Source organism: Curtobacterium sp. ME26 (assembly GCF_903970945.1).
Taxonomy (GTDB): domain Bacteria; phylum Actinomycetota; class Actinomycetes; order Actinomycetales; family Microbacteriaceae; genus Curtobacterium; species Curtobacterium citri.
On sequence record NZ_CAJCKG010000028.1, the window covers coordinates 1 to 16,628 of the forward strand.

Sequence of the window (16,628 nt, forward strand, 5' to 3'; positions counted from 1 at the left end):
GTCGTCCTCGGTGCCCGCTCGGCAGGTGACGCCACCCGGGGTGACGTCGGACGCGTACGTCGTGCCGCCGACGAAGACGTCCGTCGGCTGCCCGGCGAGCAGCGGGGTCATGACGACCACGTCGTGCGGCGCACCGATCGAGCCGACCTCGGCCCCGACGCGGAACTCCACGGCCGCGTCCGCGCAGTCGGTGGACGAACGCACCGCGAAGGCGACACAGTCCGTGGTCGCGCAACCCGCGGGCCGTTCGGCATCCGTGTCCGCGTCGGCCCCCTGCGTCGCCGCGATGCGGTCCGCGTGCGGGTCGTCGTCGGACGCGCAGGACACGTCGCCGATGCTCGACGTGTCCTCGTCGTGGTTCTCGACCAGGACGAGCGGCACGCCCTCCGTGATCGACACCGTTCGCTCCTCGACACGGCTCGGTCGGGCGTCGTCCAGGGACGCGAAGAACCCGACCGTCACGACCGCCGTGCAGGTCCGGTCGCTGTCGATCTCGTACGCGTCGCAACCGGCGTCATCGGGCGTCAGGTCACAGGTGCCCTCCCACTCGTCGTCGCCCGCGAGCCACCACGCCTCGATGCTGCCGTCGTCGGACGTCCACTCGGGCTGCGCGGTGTCCTCGTCGTCGCCCTCGACCGACCACGGAGACCCCGGTTCGACGCCCGTGAGCGCGCGGGCTGCGCCCTCCTCGACCGCCGGCACGAGCGGGAGGAGCGAGACGGAGGCCCCGGTCGCGAGGACGAGCCCGGCGACCCCGGCCGTGACGGCGACGAGCGCCCGCTGTGTCCGGGTGCCGGACCGCGACGGCGGCCCCGCGACGAAGGGTCGCGCGCCGGGCACGGCCCAGCCGCGGGCGTCCCACCCTGCCGATGCGTCCGCCGGATCGGCGCCCGGGAAGACCGCGGCGGCACGGGCGGGGAGCTCGGTGGCCCGCCGGACCGACGCCTCGGCACGCACCGCGTGCAGGGCCTCGGCGAGCCGATCGGCGTACCGGGACGCCCCGATCACCCAGAGCGCGATGCCGGCGACCACCGGGGCCAGTGCCAGGACCGCCGGTCCGCCGACGGCCCAGAGGACGACCACGGCGACGAACGACGCGAGCGCGATCGCGGCGCCGACGACCGGCACCACCCGGGCGGCGCGGGGCACGCGGCGGTGCAGCGCTCGCGTCGGCGCCCAGAACCGCCAGCGGGACGGAGCGGGCGGGATGTCCTCGATCGGCCGCCAGCCGGCGTCGGGCTCGGCCCCCTGGAACAGGTCGACCCACTCGGACGACGGCGTGGGCCAGCCGGGCGGCGTCCGGAAGCGCAGGGGCGGTGTTGCATCGTGCACGGGGCGAGAGTAGTGCGGATCGGGAGCGTGTCACCGCCCCGCGTTCGGGGACCGGCGCCGTCCACGACGCTCTCCGGGGGCACGGCGTACGGTCGTCGTCATGGCATCACCCGAGGTCCGCAACGACACCGACGCACAGCAGTACTCCCTGGTCGAGGACGGCGAGGTCATCGGCTTCGCGGCGTACGAGGTCGACGGCGACGAGATCCGCTTCACCCACACCGAGGTCGACCCCGCACACCGCGGCGGTGGCCACGCGTCGATCCTCGTCCAGCACGCACTCGACGACGTCCGCGAGGGCTCGCTGCGCGTCGTCCCGCTCTGCAGCTACGTGCACGCGTGGATCGAGCGCCACCCCGACTACCAGGAGCTCACGACGCGCTGACACGACGGCAGCACCCAAGCTTGCCGTCCGCGTCCGCGCGCGGTCAGTACGTGCGGTCGAGCGTGCCCGGTCGGGCCTCGTGCCGACCGGCGCCTCGGACCGACGGCACCCGGATGAGCACGTTCCCGCTCAGCAGGTCGTGGTCGTCGTCGGCGGGTGTCGGGGCCTGGTGCGGCAGGCGTGCCTGCCGCTCGTACTCGGCCTGCGCCTCGTGACGGGTCGGTGCGAACACCTCGTCCATCATCGACACGACACCACCGGATCCGCCGCTGCGTGTGGCCTTGTTCGACAGGTCGATCCACCCCACGCGATCGGCGACCCACATCACGACGGCCGCTGCGGCCACCGCCCCCAGGAGGATCAACCAGTTCACGGTCCCGACGCTACGTCAGTCACCCGGCGACCACCTCCGCCGCGCGGATGATCCTCGCGATCTGCACGGCTGGTTCATGGGAACGCCACCGAGACTCGTCTCCGCGGCGGTCCGGGTCCCCCCTCCCGGGCCGCCGTCACTGCTGCGTGCCAGGATGGCGACGTGCTGGACGACGCAGACCGGGACCTCGGCACGCGGTACCCCGACGAGCCCGACGATCAGCCCAGCCCGTAGGACCGCGACTCCGGCTCGAACCCCTCCGGCACGACCGCGACGTACCAGTGGACCGGCACGTCTCCACGACGTACCGCCTCCGGCGCGGTCCTGAGCGGGTGCGCCCGCACGGTCAATCCGCCGCTCTCCGGCACCGTCACGGACAGCCGTTCGGTCGCTCCGCACGGCACGTCGCTCCGGGCGAGGGTGTCGCCGCCGTCCGGTCCCGATTCGACCCGGAAGGACCACCCGTCGGCGCCGTTGCAGGCGACGAGCAGGTCCCACGCGCCCGCCGGCACCGATCCGAGGCCAGCGCCTCCCGCTCCTTCGCCGCCGGCTCCGCCCTGGCCGTGCTCCTCGTCGAGCAGTGCGGTCCCCATCAGCGAGGACCACCGCGAGAGCGCTGCCTCCGAGGTGGATGCGTCGTCCGCCGAGCCGCCCGAGCAGGCGGTAGCGGTGGACACGACGACCACCGCGGCGGCGGCGACGGACAGGAGACGAGGGGCGCATCGCACGCGCCGAGCCTAGGGGGCACCCGCCAGCGGACGCCCCTCCCCGATCAGGGCACCCGCTCGAGCCACTCCTGCGTCGCGAACTTCGTCGCCACGAGCTCCCGCGCCCGGGCCCGCTCGGCCTCGGTCACGTGCCCCTCGTGCGCCCCGTACATCGACGTGAACGTACCGATCAACCGATCGATGATCTCCGCCCGCGCGAGCCCGGTCTGCGAGCGCAGCGGGTCGACGCGCTTCGCCGCCGAGGTCGTGCCCTTGTCGCTCATCTTCTCGCGTCCGATGCGCAGGACCTCGACCATCTTCTGGCCGTCCATGTCGTAGCTCATCGTCACGTGGTGCAGCAGCGCACCGGTCCCGAGCCGCTTCTGCGCCGCGCCGCCGATCTTCCCGCTCGCCGAGGCGATGTCGTTGAGCGGCTGGTAGTACGCCTCGATGCCGAGCGACTTCAGCGCCTCGATCACCCACTCGTCGAGGTACGCGTAGGAGTCCGCGAAGGTCATGCCCTGCACGAGGTCGGTCGGCACGTACAGCGAGTACGTGATGATGGCCCCGGCGTCCATGAACATCGCGCCGCCACCGGAGATGCGGCGCACGACCTCGACGCCGTACTTCGCGGCACCCTCCGCGTCGACCTCGTTCTTGAGCGACTGGAACGACCCGATGACGACGGCCGGCTGGTCCCACTCCCAGATGCGCAGCGTCGGGCCACGGCGACCGGCGCCGACCTCCTCGGTCAGGACCTGGTCGAGCGCGAGGTGCTCGTTGGGGCTGACAGGGCCCTCGTGGACGATCTCCCAGTCGTACTCCTGCCACGTCGACGCTCGCGAGAGTGCACGACGGACGGCGACGCCGACGGACTCGGGCGTGAAGCCGAGCAGCACGGCACCCTCGGGCAGTGCGCCCCGGACGGCGGCGGCGATGCCGGCTGCGTCCGTGGTCGCGGGCAGGCCGTCCACGGCCTGGTCGATGAGCGGCAGCGCGTCGTCCGGTTCGAGGAAGAAGTCTCCCGCCAGACGGAACTCGCGGATGCTCCCGTCGACGACCTCGAGGTCGACGACGACCAGCTTGCCTCCGGGGACCTTGTACTCACCGTGCACGGCACGAGCCTACGCCGTGGCGGACGGGAGGCGCGTGGCGGCGCCCCCACGCGCCTCCCGTCCGACCTGTGGTGACGCTGGTCACCGACGTGCGGACCGAACCACGGAACCGACGTCGAACCGCCCGCCGCTCCTGGTTCGATGTCGGATCTGTGGTTCGATGCGACCAACCCGATCCGGAGAGACGACCCGCGTCAGCGACCCACGTGGCGGTCGAGCCACGCAATCAGATCGGCGATGACCTCGTCGCGGTTGGTCTCGTTGTAGACCTCGTGCCGCGCCCCCTCGTAGGCGTGCACCTGCACGTCCGACAGCCCGCCACGCCGGCGGTACGCCGCCGCGAGCCGCTCGATCGACCGCGGCCCGCCGAGGGTGTCGTCGGACCCGACCTGCAGGAGCACGGGCAGGTCGTGCGGGATCGCCCGCCTCGGGACCCCGAGCAACCGGAGCGCGTCACGGACACCGAACAGCTTGATGACGTCCGCCTCGACGACCAGCGGGTCGGCGGCGATCGCGTCGACGACCGCCCGGTCGCGACTGATCCACTCGTGCTTCGTCGGCCCCGACCCCGCGTGCCGGGCGTTCAGGTCGCCGCTGTTCATCCAGCCGGGGAGCCGGTAGGCCGTGGCGGACAGGACGACCCCGTCGTACGCCTCGGACGAGGTGTTCACGATGTGCTGCGCCATGAGGGACCCCCACGAGTGCCCGAGCAGCACGAGCGGGATGCCGGGGTCCTGCTCTCGGGCGACCGCGGTCATCTGCTCGACGGCGGCGATGGCCGCCCGCAGACCCCCGGGGCCGAGCCGCCCGAGCTTCGTGTGGTCGCCGTCCCACTGTCCGAGTCCGGTCCGTCCGTGACCACGGTGGTCGTTGGCGTACACGGTGTAGCCGGCGCGGACGAGGTCCTGCGCGAGGGGCTCGTACCGCACGCCGTGCTCGCCGACCCCGTGCGCGATCTGCACGATGGCCCTCGGTCTGGCCGCGCGCCAGGTCGAGTAGACGATCTCGACGCCGTGCGCGTCGGTGAACGAGGAGTCCCCTCGGGCTGCGGAGAAGGTCGGCACCCCTGCATCCTGACAGACGGACGACCCCGCGGACGTGTTCACCCGGCGTTCACGCAGCGGGTCCGGGGCGGGCCTAGCGTCGCCGCCATGGACGTCCTCGTCACCGTCGTGCTGGTGATCGTCGTTGCCCTCGTGTTCGACTTCACGAACGGCTTCCACGACACCGCGAACGCCATGGCCACCTCGGTCGCCACCGGAGCCCTGAAGCCCCGGACCGCCGTGCTCATCTCCGCCGTCCTCAACGTGGTCGGCGCGTTCCTGTCCACCGAGGTCGCGAAGACGGTCTCGCAGGGCATCATCCGCGAGGGCCAGGACGGCATCCAGATCAGTCCGACCATGATCTTCGCGGGACTCGTCGGCGCGGTGCTCTGGAACCTCGCCACCTGGTACTTCGGCCTGCCGTCGTCGTCCACGCACGCGCTGTTCGGCGGCCTGATCGGCGCGTCGATCATCGGCGCCGGGCTGAACTCGGTCGACTGGGCGACGGTGGTGTCGAAGGTCGTCCTCCCCGCGCTGCTCTCCCCCGTGATCGCCGGGGTGATCGCCCTCGTGGCGACGTACCTGGCGTACTCGCTGACGAAGAACGCCACGACCCACGGCGCCGCGACCGGCTTCCGACACGGGCAGACGATCTCGGCGTCGCTGGTCTCGCTCGCGCACGGTACCAACGACGCGCAGAAGACCATGGGCGTCATCACCCTGACGCTCATCGCGGCGAACTACCAGCCCTCGGGCACGGGTCCGGCGCTCTGGGTGATCCTGGCCTGCGGCCTCGCGATCGGCCTCGGCACGTACACCGGCGGGTGGCGGATCATGCGCACCGTCGGCAAGAAGATCTCGGACGTGCAGTCGCCGCAGGGCTTCGCCGCGGAGACCAGCTCGGCGGCGACGATCCTCGTGTCGTCGCACCTCGGCTTCGCCCTGTCGACGACCCACGTCACGAGCGGCTCGGTGATCGGCTCGGGCCTCGGCAAGAAGCTCGCCGACGTGCACTGGTCGGTCGTCGGACGCATCGTCGTCGCCTGGGTGATCACGCTGCCGGCCGCCGCCGTGGTCGGCGCGCTCGCCACCCTCGTCGCCTCGACGAGCACCATCGGTCTGGTGGTCGTGGCCGTGCTCGCCCTGGGCGGCGGCCTCGGCTTCTTCCTCCTCGCGCGGCGGAAGCCGATCACGAAGGACACCGTCAACGACGAGCAGCCGGCCGCCGAGCCGGTCTCCGCCTAGGAGGCACCGTGGACATCGACCTCAGCAGCATCGGCATCGTCGCGGGCGTCGGCTTCGTCGCCGCCGTCGGCGTGGTGCTCGTCTACACGCTCGGGCTGCGGCTGCTCGGGACGGGGCAACCGGTCGACGCCGGGGGCGAACGCACCGAGTACCGCGACGAGACTCCGCGGTCCGGGCACACGCCGCCGGCCGCGATCGTCGGCGCCGTGGTGTGCTTCGCGTTCTGCGTCGCAGCCGTCCTGTACGGCATCTGGCTGACGATCCCGCAGTTCCACTGACCGCCTGCCCGTCACGGGCGGTGTCCTGCGAGGATCGACGGGTGACCTCCCACCGCATCGACGCCTCGCTCGACACCGCCATCGACGTCCTCACCGCCGAACGCGAGCCCGTGCTCCGCGTCGACGACGGTGACACGGTGACGGTCCGGACCCTGAGCGCCGCCGGCTACACCGAGCGGCAGGCGTCCCCGGGCGCCGACGCCCCCACCCTCGTCGACCCACGGCGTGGACACTGCCTGGTCGGCCCGATCGCCGTCACGGGCGCCCGGCCGGGACAGGTCCTCGCCGTCCGCTTCGACGCCCTGGTGCCGGACGACTGGGGCTACACCGGCTCCGGCGGTGTCGACACCGAGCTGAACCGCGCGCTCGGGCTCGCGGACCCGACGTCCCGCGGCCCACTGCTCTGGGACGTCGACGCGGCCACCGGCGTCGCCCGCAACCAGCTCGGGCTCGGCGTCCGGACGGCACCGTTCCTCGGGGTCGTCGGACTCCCGCCGGAGCCGACCGGCGAGCACTCGACGATCCCGCCCCGGGCGGTGGGCGGCGGCAACATCGACTGCCGCGAGCTCGTCGCCGGCGCGACGCTGTACCTGCCGGTGACCGTGCCGGACGCCCTGCTGTCCGTCGGCGACGGCCACGCGGCGCAGGGCGACGGCGAGGTCTCGGGCACCGCGGTCGAGTGCGGCATGACGACCACGATGACGCTCTCGCTCCTCGACGACGCCCCGGTCGCGGGCATCCACGCCGACACTCCCGCCGGGAGGATCACGTTCGGGTTCGACGCGGACCTCAACGCCGCCACGACGACGGCCCTCGACCGGATGGTCGACTGGATCGCGGGATCGCACGGCATCTCCCGCGCCGAGGCGCTGGCGATGGCCAGCGTGGCGGTCAGCATGCGGGTGACGCAGGTGGCGAACCGCACGTGGGGCGTGCACGCCCTGCTCCCCCACGACGCGATCCTCGGTCCCGACGCGGCCTGAGCGCTCGACGCGAGCGCACGCCGGACGGGAGGCGCGACCAGCGTTCCCGCCGTCGGGGACGCTGGTCGCGCCTCCCGTCCGCCCGTTCCTTCCCATCACGCCCGCGATGGAGAGCGGGAACGGGCGTACCTGGTCGACTGTGCTGACCAGGGACGCCCGTTCCCACCCGGTACGCCCGAAGCGACCCGGAGGGCCCTGCGCGATGCGAGGCTCGGAGCGTCCATGCTGGCGAGGCTGCGCGCTCGAGCTGCGCCGCGCCTCCCGTCCGCCCGTTCTTTCCAATAACGCCTGCGATGGAAAGCGGAAACGGGCGTACCCGGTCGATCGTGCTGACCAGCTACGCCCGTTCCCACCAGGTACGCCCGCTCCTACCCGGCACGCGCAACGCGACCGGGGAGGCACGTTCCCGTCAGGCACGCCCGGACCGACCAGGTACGCCCGGAGCGACCCGGGACGTGCGACGCGACCTGGCCAATGCGGATCGACCCGGCACGCCCGACCGCGGTCAGTGCGCGCTGTACCCGCCGTCGACCAGGTGGTAGCTGCCGCTGATGAACGACGCCTTGTCGCTGAGCAGGAACAGCACGAGCGCCGCAACCTCGGCGTCGGTGCCGAGGCGCTTCGCGGCGTGCTCGCCCTCGAGCGCCGCGAGCTCGTCGGCGGACAGCGACGAGCGGACCAGCGGGGTGTCGATGAAGCCCGGGCCGACCGCGTTCGTGCGGACGCCCTGGGCGGTGTACTCGAGCGCCGCGACCTTGGTCAGACCGACGAGCGCGTGCTTCGACGCGACGTAGGCGGCGTTCTGGGCGATGCCGACCGACCCGAGGACGGACGCCATGTTCACGATCGCACCGCCGCCCGCGGACAGGATCGCCGGGATCTCGTAGCGGAGCCCGTAGAACACGCCGTCGAGGTCGACCGCACGCACGCGGTCCCACGCCTCGACGTCGTACTCGCCGATCGGCTTCGGCGCGGCACCGATGCCGGCGTTGTTCACGGCGAGGTGCAGGGCGCCGTACGTGTCGACGGCGTGCTGCACCATGCGCTCGTTGTCCGCGGCGACCGCGGAGTTGGCCTCGAACGCCGAGGCCGTGCCACCGGCACCCTCGATCTCGGACACCACGCGCTGGGCGGCGTCGAGCTTGATGTCGGTGACGACGACCGACGCACCCGCGGCCGCGAGCTCCTTCGCGACGGCCTCGCCGATGCCACTGCCGCCACCGGTGACGATCGCGACCCTGCCCTCGAACTCGGACATGTTCTCCTTCTTCCTCGACGACCTCGTCGAACGTGCTGAAAGCAACACCTGTTGCTCTACGAGCGTACACCCGTGCACACCCAGTTCGTTCACCGAACTAATGAGTTAGGCTGGCGATCGTGCCCGACACCTCCCTCGCCACCGACCTCCGCATCGCCGTCAACCGGCTGTCGCGGACGCTCCGCGCGCAGAAGGCCGACGCGAGCATGACCGACGGGCAGTTCTCCGCCCTCGCCCGACTGCACCGCGACGGGGCCATGACGCTCGCCGAACTGAGCCGCCAGGACGGCGTCACCCCGCCGAGCATGACGAAGTCGGTCGCGGTGCTCGTCGACCGCGGTCTCGTGTCGAAGGACGACCACGGCGACGACCGCCGCAAGGTCCTGCTCGCCGCCACACCCGCCGGCTCCGCCTTCGTCGAGGAGACCCGGCGCCGCCGCGACGACTGGCTCTCCCCACGGCTCACCGCACTGTCCGACCAGGAGCGCCGCACCCTGGCCGACGCCACCGAGATCATGAGGAGGCTGGCCCAGCAGTGAGCGCCATGTTCCGATCCCTGTCCGCCCGCAACTACCGCATCTGGTTCGCCGGTGCCCTCGTGTCCAACGTCGGCACGTGGATGCAGCGCACCGCCCAGGACTGGCTCGTCCTGACCAAGCTCTCCGACAACGACGCGATCGCGGTCGGCATCACCATGGCGCTGCAGTTCGGGCCGCAGCTGCTCCTGCTCCCCCTCACCGGCCTGGCTGCGGACCGCTTCGACCGACGGAAGATGCTCATGCTCACGCAGGGGCTGATGGGCGCGCTCGGGCTCGGCCTCGGGATCATGGTGCTCACCGACACCGCGACGCTCTGGTCGCTGTACGGCTTCGCCCTCGCGCTCGGCATCGTCGCCGCGTTCGACACCCCGATCCGCCAGGCCTTCGTCTCCGACGTCGTGCAGGGCGAGCACGTGGCGAACGCCGTGGCGCTCAACTCCGCGTCGTTCAACGCCGCACGGCTGGTCGGCCCCGCGGTCGCCGGCGTGCTCATCGCCGTGATCGGCACCGGATGGGTGTTCGTCATCAACGCGGGGTCGTTCCTGGCCGTCCTGCTCGCGCTGCGGTTCGTCGACCCCGCGCAGCTCGCCGAGCGCGTCCGGGCGGAGCGCGGCAAGGGGCAGATCGTCGCGGGCTTCCGCTACGTCCGCACCCGGCCGGACATCGTCGTGGTGCTGTGCATGATCTTCGTGGTCGGTACGTTCGGCGTGAACTTCCCGATCTTCACCTCGACGATGGCACGCGTCGAGTTCGGCAAGGGCGCCAGCGAGTTCGGCCTGCTCAACTCGGTGATGGCGATCGGCTCGGTCGCCGGTGCACTGCTGTCCGCTCGGCGCGACCGCCCCCGGATGCGCACCCTCGTGGTCGCGTCCGCCGGGTTCGGCGTGGCGTGCACCGCGGCGGCGCTGGCCCCGACCTACTGGACCTTCGCGATCGTGCTCGTCTTCGTCGGCCTGGCGTCGCTGACCTTCATGACCACCGCGAACGCGCTCGTCCAGACCACGACGAAGCCCGCCATGCGCGGCCGGGTGATGGCGCTCTACATGGCGATCTTCGCCGGCGGGACCCCCATCGGCGCTCCGATCGTCGGTGCGGTCGCGGACGCCTGGGGTCCGCGGTGGGCGATCGGCGTCGGCGCCACCTCGGGGTTCGTCGCCCTCGCGATCGCCCTCGTCTGGCTCGTGCGCTGGGAGCACCTGCGGCTCCGGTACGACGCCGACGCGCGCCTGCACCTCGCCGTGACGCACGCGGTGCCCGTCGTCGGGTCGCCCGGCGCGTCCACGGCACTGCGGCGCGACCTGGAGCGCGACGAGGCGGTGGCCGACCGCTCGAGCGCGGTCTGACGCACGACGGGGCGAGGCGGCGGCGGGCTGGCATCCGCCGGACGGGAGGCGCGGTGCGGCGCCGCCACGCGCCTCCCGTCCGCATCGTGCGCGGCTCCACCGCGGTGCGCACGTCGATCCGCCGATCCGGCCCGCTCGGACCCGGGTCGGCGGCGGGATCAGTGGGTGGGCGCCGCGACCGCGAAGACCCGCGCGTCGAGTGCCGCGACGACCGCGCCGACGGCACCGGCGAGCCGGTCGGCGACCGCGCGGAGGTCGGCAGGGGCCGCCACGTCGACCCGTCCGAGCGACGAGCGGGCGGCGCGGAAGGCGTCCACCTCGTCCGCGACGCAGTCGGGCGCGACGTCGGTCAGGCAGTCGTCGGCACGTGCCGCCAGGAACGCGAGCGAGCGCGGACTGTGCTGGTCGTGCAGCAGGAAGTGCGCGGCGTCCTCGGCCTCGGTCCCGTGGTCGCGGCCGCGGCGGAAGGCCTCGCCCGCACCGCATGCCCGGAGTGCGGTCTGCCACGAGGACGACGAGGACGCGTCGACGAGCGACGACCCGAGCAGCCGAGCGGTCAGACCGCAGCGGAGCAGGGACCGGCCCAGGGTGAAGAACTCCCACACCTGGTCGCGGCTGGCGTCCCCCTCGACCACACCGACCGCGAGGGCACTGCGCTCCCGGACCCACCCGAGGAACTCGTGCGCCCGGTCGACCGCGACCTTGCGGGGCATCCGCGACCGGGTGACGTCGAGGCAGTCCCAGAGCTCGGTGGAGACGACCTCGCGGGCACGCCGCGCGTGGTCCCGCGCGACACCGACCGCGTGGGCGATCGAGGCCGGTTCGTGCCGGTCGAGCGCCAACGAGTCGATCGAGGTCGTCCGGTCCTGCCGGCGCGTCGAGGGGACCGCGCCGAGCACCGACCGCAGCGCTGCGGACACGGCGGCGTCCTCGTGGCCCGACGCCGGGTCCGGGCGGGCGACGTACACGTCGAGCATCCGGGCGACGACGTCCGCCCGCTCCACCGCGCTCCCGACGTGGAACACGCTCCCCGCGAGTCGGCTCAGCACGTCGGCTCCTGCATGCGGCGACGGTACCGAGCGGGCGTTGCGGGAGTGTTTCCGGACCGCGTCACGGGTGTTGCGGGGTCGTCCACGAGGCGCGCTCGCTAGACAAACTAACTAGAGCGTCTAGCATTGTCACCATGACGACCGAGGTGACGAACACCACCACGGGCTTCTGGTACGGCACGGATTCCAGGGTCGACGCGGTGGACGTGCTCAATGCGCTCCGCAGGTACCGGAGCGCCGAGAGCGCCGCGCAACGACGTGCTCGCGAGGCACTGGGCATCGGCGAGAACGCCCTGCTCGCCCTCCGCGTGCTCCTCGACGCCGAGTCGGACGGGCGGTCGGTGAACGCGAAGGAGCTGGCGGACCGGCTCGAGATCACACCCGCGTCGACCTCGGCACTGGTCGACCGGCTCGTCCGCAGCGGCCACGTCGAGCGCCACCCCGACCCCCACGACCGGCGCGGCGTGATCCTGACGGCATCCGGCGGTTCGATGCGTCAGGTGCTGCAGGTCATCGACCAGCTCGACACCCGCGCGATCGAGGTCGCCGAGCACCTGCCGAAGTCGGAGATGTCGGTGATCGTCACGTTCCTCGAGCAGATGGCGCGGGTCGTCGACCACGAGGACGACGCCGAGCGTTCCGCGTAGCCTGCTCTCATGCGCAGCGCTCCTGGCGGCCCGGCCGGGGCACCGCAGCACGATCCCGAGGACGACATGCCCCTCGCCGAGCTCGACGCTCGGGCGCGGGCGGACGCGGCACTGCGGCGCATCCGCAACGGGTCCGACCCGGCCCGCGAGGCGTTCGACCTGGCGAACACGATGAACGACGAGGCCGTCGGTCGGCTCAGCGGCGCGGTCCGACGGTGGTTCCGGCGGTCCTGACCGGATCGGCAGGACCGCCGGCTCGTCAGAAGGCGGTGCCGACCGCCGCGATGTCGTCGCCGCCGTGCCCCTCGGCGCTGGCCTGCGCGTAGACGCGGTCGAGCGCGTCGACGAGCACCGTCGAGACACCCGCGGCCCGCGCGGCCTCGCCGATCAGGCCGATGTCCTTCCGGAGGCCGTCGAGGGCGAACTGCGGTGCGAACTCGCCCGAGAGCATGGCCTCGCCCTTCGTGTGCGCGTAGGGCGAGTCGCTCGCGGTGCCGTCGATCGCGTCGAGGAACAGCGCCGGGTCGAGCCCGAGCGCCCGGGCGATCGCCAGCGACTGCGCCGTCGCGGCGGTGATCGAGGCGATCCAGGCGTTCGCGGCGAGCTTCAGCGCGGTGCCGTCGCCGACCCGCTCGCCAGCTCGCACGGTCTTCGCTCCGATGGCGTCGAGGACCGGGTCGATCGCCTCCAGCTGGTCGGACGGACCCGCGGCGAGCATCGTGAGCTTCCCCTGCTCCGCCGGGGCCTTCGTGCCGAGCATCATGGCCTCGACGAGGGTGATGCCGTACTTCTCGGCGAGCTGCACGATCGTCTCGGTACCGTCGGTGCCGACCGTCGAGGACTGCACCCACACGGCGTCGGTCGGGGCGTCACCCGCGGCGGCCTCGAGGACGTCCACGACGGCGTCCGTGTCGAACAGCGTGAGGAGCACGACCTCGGCGTGCTGGACCGCCGCGGCCGCGTCCGTCGCCACGGTGGCGCCGTCGTCCGCGAGCGGTCGGGCCTTGTCGGCACTCCGGTTCCACACCGTGACCTCGTGGCCCTCGCGCAGCAGGGACTTCGCGACCCCTGCCCCCATCGTCCCCGTGCCCAGCACCGTCACGCGCACCAGCGTCTCCGTCCTGCGGTCGGCACCCTGCCGCCGCGCGGTCGACGCTACGCCTGCCGGTGGAGCGCACGTCGAGCGCGGGCGCACGTCGAGCGCGGGCGGACGTCGAGCGCGAGCGCACGTGCGTGGTCACGGCGGCGGTCCGGTCAGGCGCGGACGAACCTCTCGCGCGCGATGCGCTCGACCTCGGCGGCGACGGCGTCGACCACCGCACGGGTCAGGGCACCAGCGACGGCCTCGACCAGGGCGAGCTGGTCGACGGCGACCGGGTGGCCTGCGATGGCCGCCGGGGTGCCGGTGCCGTCCCGGGAGCCGGGCGCCGGCGCTCCGGCGTCGTCCCCGAGGTCGGCTCGTCGAGCGACGGCGTCGAAGAGCGGAGTGGTCGACAAGCTGCTGCCTTCCGATCGGCGGCGGATCCGGGGCCGTCGACCGAGGTGTACACGCGGCCGACGCGCCCCCGATTCAACCACTGGTATGCAGCATGTGCAATAGGGCCCGATCAGTCGGGCTCGACCGCCTGCGTCGGGTCGTCCCGGCGCAGCGCCTGCTTCACCCGCTCGACGATCGTCGTGGGCGGGTTGTTGTAGGTGCCGGCGGGTTCCTGTCCACTGAGCTCCTGGATCGCTGCCATCACCGCGTCCGTCGCGTGCCGACGAGCCCGACCGGAGGACGCCTCCCCGAAGCCCGTCAGGTCCATCGGCTGGCCGAACTCGACCGTGACCCGGGCGAGCCGCGGCAGCCGTGAGCCGACGGGCTGGACGTCCTCCGTGCCGGTGAGGGCGACGGGCACCACGGGCGCCCCGCTCGTCAGGGCGAGCCAGGCCACGCCCGTGCGGCCCTTGTAGAGCCGGCCGTCGAGGGACCGCGTCCCCTCGGGGTAGATCGCGAAGGCCTCGCCCAGCTCCAGGCGCTCGAGCCCGAGGTCGAGCGCGTGCTGGGCGGCCGCTCCGGCGCCGCGTTCGACGCCGATCGCACCGATGCCGCCGAAGAACGCCCGCGACACCGCTCCGCGGAAGCCCGTGCCCGTGAAGTACTCCTGCTTCGCGAGGAACGACACCTTCCGCGGCGCCAGGAGGGTGATCGCCGGAGAGTCGATGAACGACCGGTGGTTGCTCGCGAGGATGACCGCGCCGCGCTTCGGGACGTTCTTCCGGCCGATCACCCGGGGACGCCAGAGCAGTCGCGCGAGCGGGGTCACCACCGTGCGGCTGAGCGTGGTGGTGATCGTCGTCGAACCGGACACCCGGGCCTCCTCGTGGACAGGGGTTCCGAGTGTAGTGAGCGCCCGCAGCACCACATGCCCCGAACGGCATGCACCCGTGATCGGCGTCAGATGCCCGGCGATCCAGTGGCTCAGTCGTGCGCGGCGACGACGTCGAGCACCGCTCGGCCGTAGCGTTCGAGCTTCGCGCCACCGACGCCGGAGATCTCGCTGAGGGCGTCCTCGTCGGTCGGCTTGACCGCGGCGATCCCGCGCAGCGTCGCGTCGTTGAACACGACGTAGGCGGGCACGCCCTGCTCGCGGGCCTGCGCCGCACGCCAGGCTCGCAGCGCCTCGAAGAGTCCGAGTGCCTCCTGCGGCATGTCCGTCACCGGCTGCCGTCGCGACCGCGACGCCCGGGAGGCCTTCACGGGGTCGCGACGCATGAGCACCCGGGTCCGACCGCCGAGGACCTCGGCGCTCGTCGGGCTGAGCACCACCGTGCCGAACCCGTCACCGGAGACCGCCGCGTACCCCTGCGCGAGGAGCTGCCGGGCGACCGCGCGCCACTCCCCCTCGCCGAGGTCGCTGCCGATGCCGAAGGTCGCGAGGGAGTCGTGCCGGAGCTCCTGCACCCGCGGCGACTGCTTGCCGACCAGGATGTCGACGAGGTGCGCGACGCCGTACCGCTGGCCGCGCTCGCGCTCGAGTCGGACGACGGTGGACAGGAACTTCTGCGCGGGGACGGTGCCGTCCCACGGCTCGGGCGGCGCGATGCACGTGTCGCAGTTGCCGCACGGCGTCGACTCCTGCCCGAAGTAGGCGAGCAGCCGGACCCGGCGGCACTCGATCGTCTCGCAGAGCGAGAGCATGGCGTCGAGGTGGGCACTGAGCTGGCGCCGGTGGGCGGCGTCACCCTCGGACTGGTCGATCATCCGGCGCTGCTGCACGACGTCGTTCAGGCCGTAGGCGAGCCACGCGGTCGACGGCAGCCCGTCGCGTCCGGCACGGCCGGTCTCCTGGTAGTAGCCCTCGACGGACTTCGGCAGGTCGAGGTGCGCGACGAACCGCACGTCCGGCTTGTCGATGCCCATGCCGAACGCGATGGTCGCGACCATGACGATGCCGTCCTCGCGCAGGAACCGGGACTGGTTGCGTTCGCGCACCTTCGCGTCGAGTCCGGCGTGGTACGGCAGCGCGGGGATGCCCTGGTCGGCGAGGGCGGCCGCGGTGCGCTCGACGGAGTTGCGGGACAGGCAGTAGACGATGCCGGCGTCGCCGCGGTGCTCCGTCCCGATGAAGGTGAGGAGCTGCTGCAGGGCGCCGGTCTTCGGCTCGATGCGGTACTGGATGTTCGGACGGTCGAAGTCGGCCACGAAGTGTGCGGCGTCGTCGAGCCCGAGCCGTCCGGAGATCTCGCGGTGGGTCTGCGGCGTCGCCGTGGCGGTCAGGGCGATGCGCGGCACCGTCGGCCACCGCTCGTGCAGCACGCTGAGCTCGAGGTAGTCCGGGCGGAAGTCGTGCCCCCACTGCGCGACGCAGTGCGCCTCGTCGATGGCGAACAGGGCCAGGCGCGCACGGTCGAGCAGCGACCGGGTGGATTCGAGCCGCAGGCGCTCGGGCGCGAGGTAGAGCATGTCGACCTCGCCCGAGACGACCGCCCGCTCGACCCGGGCACGTTCGTCCGGCCCCTGCGTCGAGTTCAGGAACGCGGCCCTGACGCCGTTCGCGGCGAGGGCGTCGACCTGGTCCTGCATGAGGGCGATGAGGGGCGAGACGACCACCCCGATGCCGTCGCGCACGAGCGCGGGCACCTGGTAGCAGAGCGACTTGCCGCCGCCGGTCGGCATGAGCACCAGGGCGTCGCCGCCGCTGACCACCTGGTCGATGATGGCGGCCTGTTCACCACGGAATTCGTCGTAGCCCCACACCCGGTGCAGCACGTCCAGCGCGGCCGCCTGCGACGAGGACAGCGCTGCCGCCCGCGATGCGGTCGGCGCCGCCGCCTGCGTGGTGCTCATG

18 protein-coding genes and 1 pseudogene are annotated in these 16,628 nt (G+C 72.6%); 8 read left to right on the plus strand and 11 right to left on the minus strand.

Going from position 1 to position 16,628, the window contains the following annotated elements:
- A pseudogene (locus tag H7A69_RS11650) lies at positions 1-1,332 on the minus strand (hypothetical protein); the annotation flags it as partial.
- Positions 1,333-1,432: 100 nt separating this feature from the next.
- Between H7A69_RS11650 and H7A69_RS11655 the strand changes: the two are divergent.
- Positions 1,433-1,717: a GNAT family N-acetyltransferase gene (locus H7A69_RS11655; protein WP_069712486.1), complete on the plus strand. Its 285-nt coding sequence runs from the start codon at positions 1,433-1,435 to the stop codon at positions 1,715-1,717.
- A gap of 43 nt (positions 1,718-1,760) precedes the next feature.
- Here the strand turns inward: H7A69_RS11655 and H7A69_RS11660 are convergent, their stop codons facing one another.
- The 4 genes from H7A69_RS11660 to H7A69_RS11675 all read right to left on the minus strand — a co-directional run bounded on the left by H7A69_RS11660 (position 1,761) and on the right by H7A69_RS11675 (position 4,976).
- Positions 1,761-2,090, minus strand: a complete 330-nt coding sequence (locus H7A69_RS11660; RefSeq protein ID WP_182047163.1) for a hypothetical protein — start codon at positions 2,088-2,090, stop codon at positions 1,761-1,763.
- Positions 2,091-2,308: 218 nt separating this feature from the next.
- Positions 2,309-2,818, minus strand: coding sequence for a hypothetical protein (locus tag H7A69_RS11665; protein ID WP_182047164.1), 510 nt, complete (start codon positions 2,816-2,818; stop codon positions 2,309-2,311).
- A gap of 44 nt (positions 2,819-2,862) precedes the next feature.
- Complete coding sequence (locus H7A69_RS11670; protein WP_182047165.1) at positions 2,863-3,912, minus strand: biotin/lipoate A/B protein ligase family protein; 1,050 nt, start codon at positions 3,910-3,912, stop codon at positions 2,863-2,865.
- Between the two features lie 194 nt (positions 3,913-4,106).
- Complete coding sequence (locus tag H7A69_RS11675; protein WP_182047166.1) at positions 4,107-4,976, minus strand: alpha/beta fold hydrolase; 870 nt, start codon at positions 4,974-4,976, stop codon at positions 4,107-4,109.
- A gap of 87 nt (positions 4,977-5,063) precedes the next feature.
- Here H7A69_RS11675 and H7A69_RS11680 point away from each other — a divergent pair, with 87 nt between their 5' ends.
- From H7A69_RS11680 to H7A69_RS11690, 3 genes are read left to right on the plus strand one after another with little or no spacing between them, the layout of a single operon-like run.
- A complete protein-coding gene (locus tag H7A69_RS11680; protein ID WP_182047167.1) occupies positions 5,064-6,200 on the plus strand; it encodes an inorganic phosphate transporter in 1,137 nt (378 codons plus the stop codon).
- An 8-nt stretch (positions 6,201-6,208) separates the two neighbouring features.
- Entirely contained in the window at positions 6,209-6,478 is a 270-nt protein-coding gene (locus tag H7A69_RS11685; protein WP_069712479.1) for a hypothetical protein, read from the plus strand.
- A 41-nt stretch (positions 6,479-6,519) separates the two neighbouring features.
- On the plus strand, positions 6,520-7,461 hold the full coding sequence (locus tag H7A69_RS11690; protein WP_182047168.1) for an acetamidase/formamidase family protein: 942 nt from the start codon (positions 6,520-6,522) through the stop codon (positions 7,459-7,461).
- 505 nt (positions 7,462-7,966) lie between these two features.
- Here H7A69_RS11690 and H7A69_RS11695 read toward each other — a convergent pair.
- Positions 7,967-8,719: an SDR family NAD(P)-dependent oxidoreductase gene (locus tag H7A69_RS11695; RefSeq protein ID WP_182047169.1), complete on the minus strand. Its 753-nt coding sequence runs from the start codon at positions 8,717-8,719 to the stop codon at positions 7,967-7,969.
- Positions 8,720-8,838: 119 nt separating this feature from the next.
- Between H7A69_RS11695 and H7A69_RS11700 the strand changes: the two genes are divergently transcribed.
- Positions 8,839-9,258, plus strand: coding sequence for a MarR family winged helix-turn-helix transcriptional regulator (locus H7A69_RS11700; protein ID WP_259346197.1), 420 nt, complete (start codon positions 8,839-8,841; stop codon positions 9,256-9,258).
- Positions 9,255-10,601 carry an MFS transporter gene (locus H7A69_RS11705; RefSeq protein WP_182047170.1) on the plus strand — a complete coding sequence of 449 codons (1,347 nt, stop codon included), beginning with the start codon at positions 9,255-9,257 and terminating at the stop codon, positions 10,599-10,601. Before H7A69_RS11700 ends, H7A69_RS11705 begins: the two co-directional genes overlap by 4 nt.
- 158 nt (positions 10,602-10,759) lie before the next feature.
- Here H7A69_RS11705 and H7A69_RS11710 read toward each other — a convergent pair whose 3' ends face one another.
- Positions 10,760-11,650 (minus strand): alpha-E domain-containing protein, encoded by an 891-nt coding sequence (locus H7A69_RS11710; protein WP_182047171.1) that lies wholly within the window; start codon positions 11,648-11,650, stop codon positions 10,760-10,762.
- 134 nt (positions 11,651-11,784) lie between these two features.
- On the opposite strand from H7A69_RS11710, the gene H7A69_RS11715 reads away from it, so the two are divergent.
- Together H7A69_RS11715 and H7A69_RS11720 are read left to right on the plus strand one after the other, a co-directional pair.
- Positions 11,785-12,297 carry a MarR family winged helix-turn-helix transcriptional regulator gene (locus H7A69_RS11715; RefSeq protein WP_069712473.1) on the plus strand — a complete coding sequence of 171 codons (513 nt, stop codon included), beginning with the start codon at positions 11,785-11,787 and terminating at the stop codon, positions 12,295-12,297.
- 9 nt (positions 12,298-12,306) lie between these two features.
- Positions 12,307-12,531 (plus strand): hypothetical protein, encoded by a 225-nt coding sequence (locus H7A69_RS11720; protein ID WP_141718917.1) that lies wholly within the window; start codon positions 12,307-12,309, stop codon positions 12,529-12,531.
- Positions 12,532-12,556: 25 nt separating this feature from the next.
- Here the strand turns inward: H7A69_RS11720 and H7A69_RS11725 are convergent, their stop codons facing one another.
- The 4 genes from H7A69_RS11725 to recQ all read right to left on the minus strand — a co-directional run bounded on the left by H7A69_RS11725 (position 12,557) and on the right by recQ (position 16,627).
- A complete protein-coding gene (locus H7A69_RS11725) occupies positions 12,557-13,399 on the minus strand; it encodes an NAD(P)-dependent oxidoreductase (RefSeq protein WP_220456237.1) in 843 nt (280 codons plus the stop codon).
- Between the two features lie 152 nt (positions 13,400-13,551).
- Entirely contained in the window at positions 13,552-13,794 is a 243-nt protein-coding gene (locus tag H7A69_RS11730) for a hypothetical protein (RefSeq protein WP_182047172.1), read from the minus strand.
- Positions 13,795-13,904: 110 nt separating this feature from the next.
- Positions 13,905-14,648, minus strand: coding sequence for a lysophospholipid acyltransferase family protein (locus H7A69_RS11735; RefSeq protein ID WP_182047173.1), 744 nt, complete (start codon positions 14,646-14,648; stop codon positions 13,905-13,907).
- A 110-nt stretch (positions 14,649-14,758) separates the two neighbouring features.
- A complete protein-coding gene (gene recQ, locus H7A69_RS11740; RefSeq protein ID WP_259346199.1) occupies positions 14,759-16,627 on the minus strand; it encodes a DNA helicase RecQ in 1,869 nt (622 codons plus the stop codon).
- Position 16,628: the final 1 nt, after the last annotated feature.

Bases quoted from the DNA above. Each gene is read 5' to 3' on its own strand.
- recQ (WP_259346199.1), bottom strand. From the start codon at position 16,627: ATGAGCACCACGCAGGCGGCGGCGCCGACCGCATCGCGGGCGGCAGCG.
- H7A69_RS11720 (WP_141718917.1), top strand. From the start codon at position 12,307: ATGCGCAGCGCTCCTGGCGGCCCGGCCGGGGCACCGCAGCACGATCCC.
- H7A69_RS11715 (WP_069712473.1), top strand. From the start codon at position 11,785: ATGACGACCGAGGTGACGAACACCACCACGGGCTTCTGGTACGGCACG.
- H7A69_RS11655 (WP_069712486.1), top strand. From the start codon at position 1,433: ATGGCATCACCCGAGGTCCGCAACGACACCGACGCACAGCAGTACTCC.
- H7A69_RS11680 (WP_182047167.1), top strand. From the start codon at position 5,064: ATGGACGTCCTCGTCACCGTCGTGCTGGTGATCGTCGTTGCCCTCGTG.
- H7A69_RS11695 (WP_182047169.1), bottom strand. From the start codon at position 8,719: ATGTCCGAGTTCGAGGGCAGGGTCGCGATCGTCACCGGTGGCGGCAGT.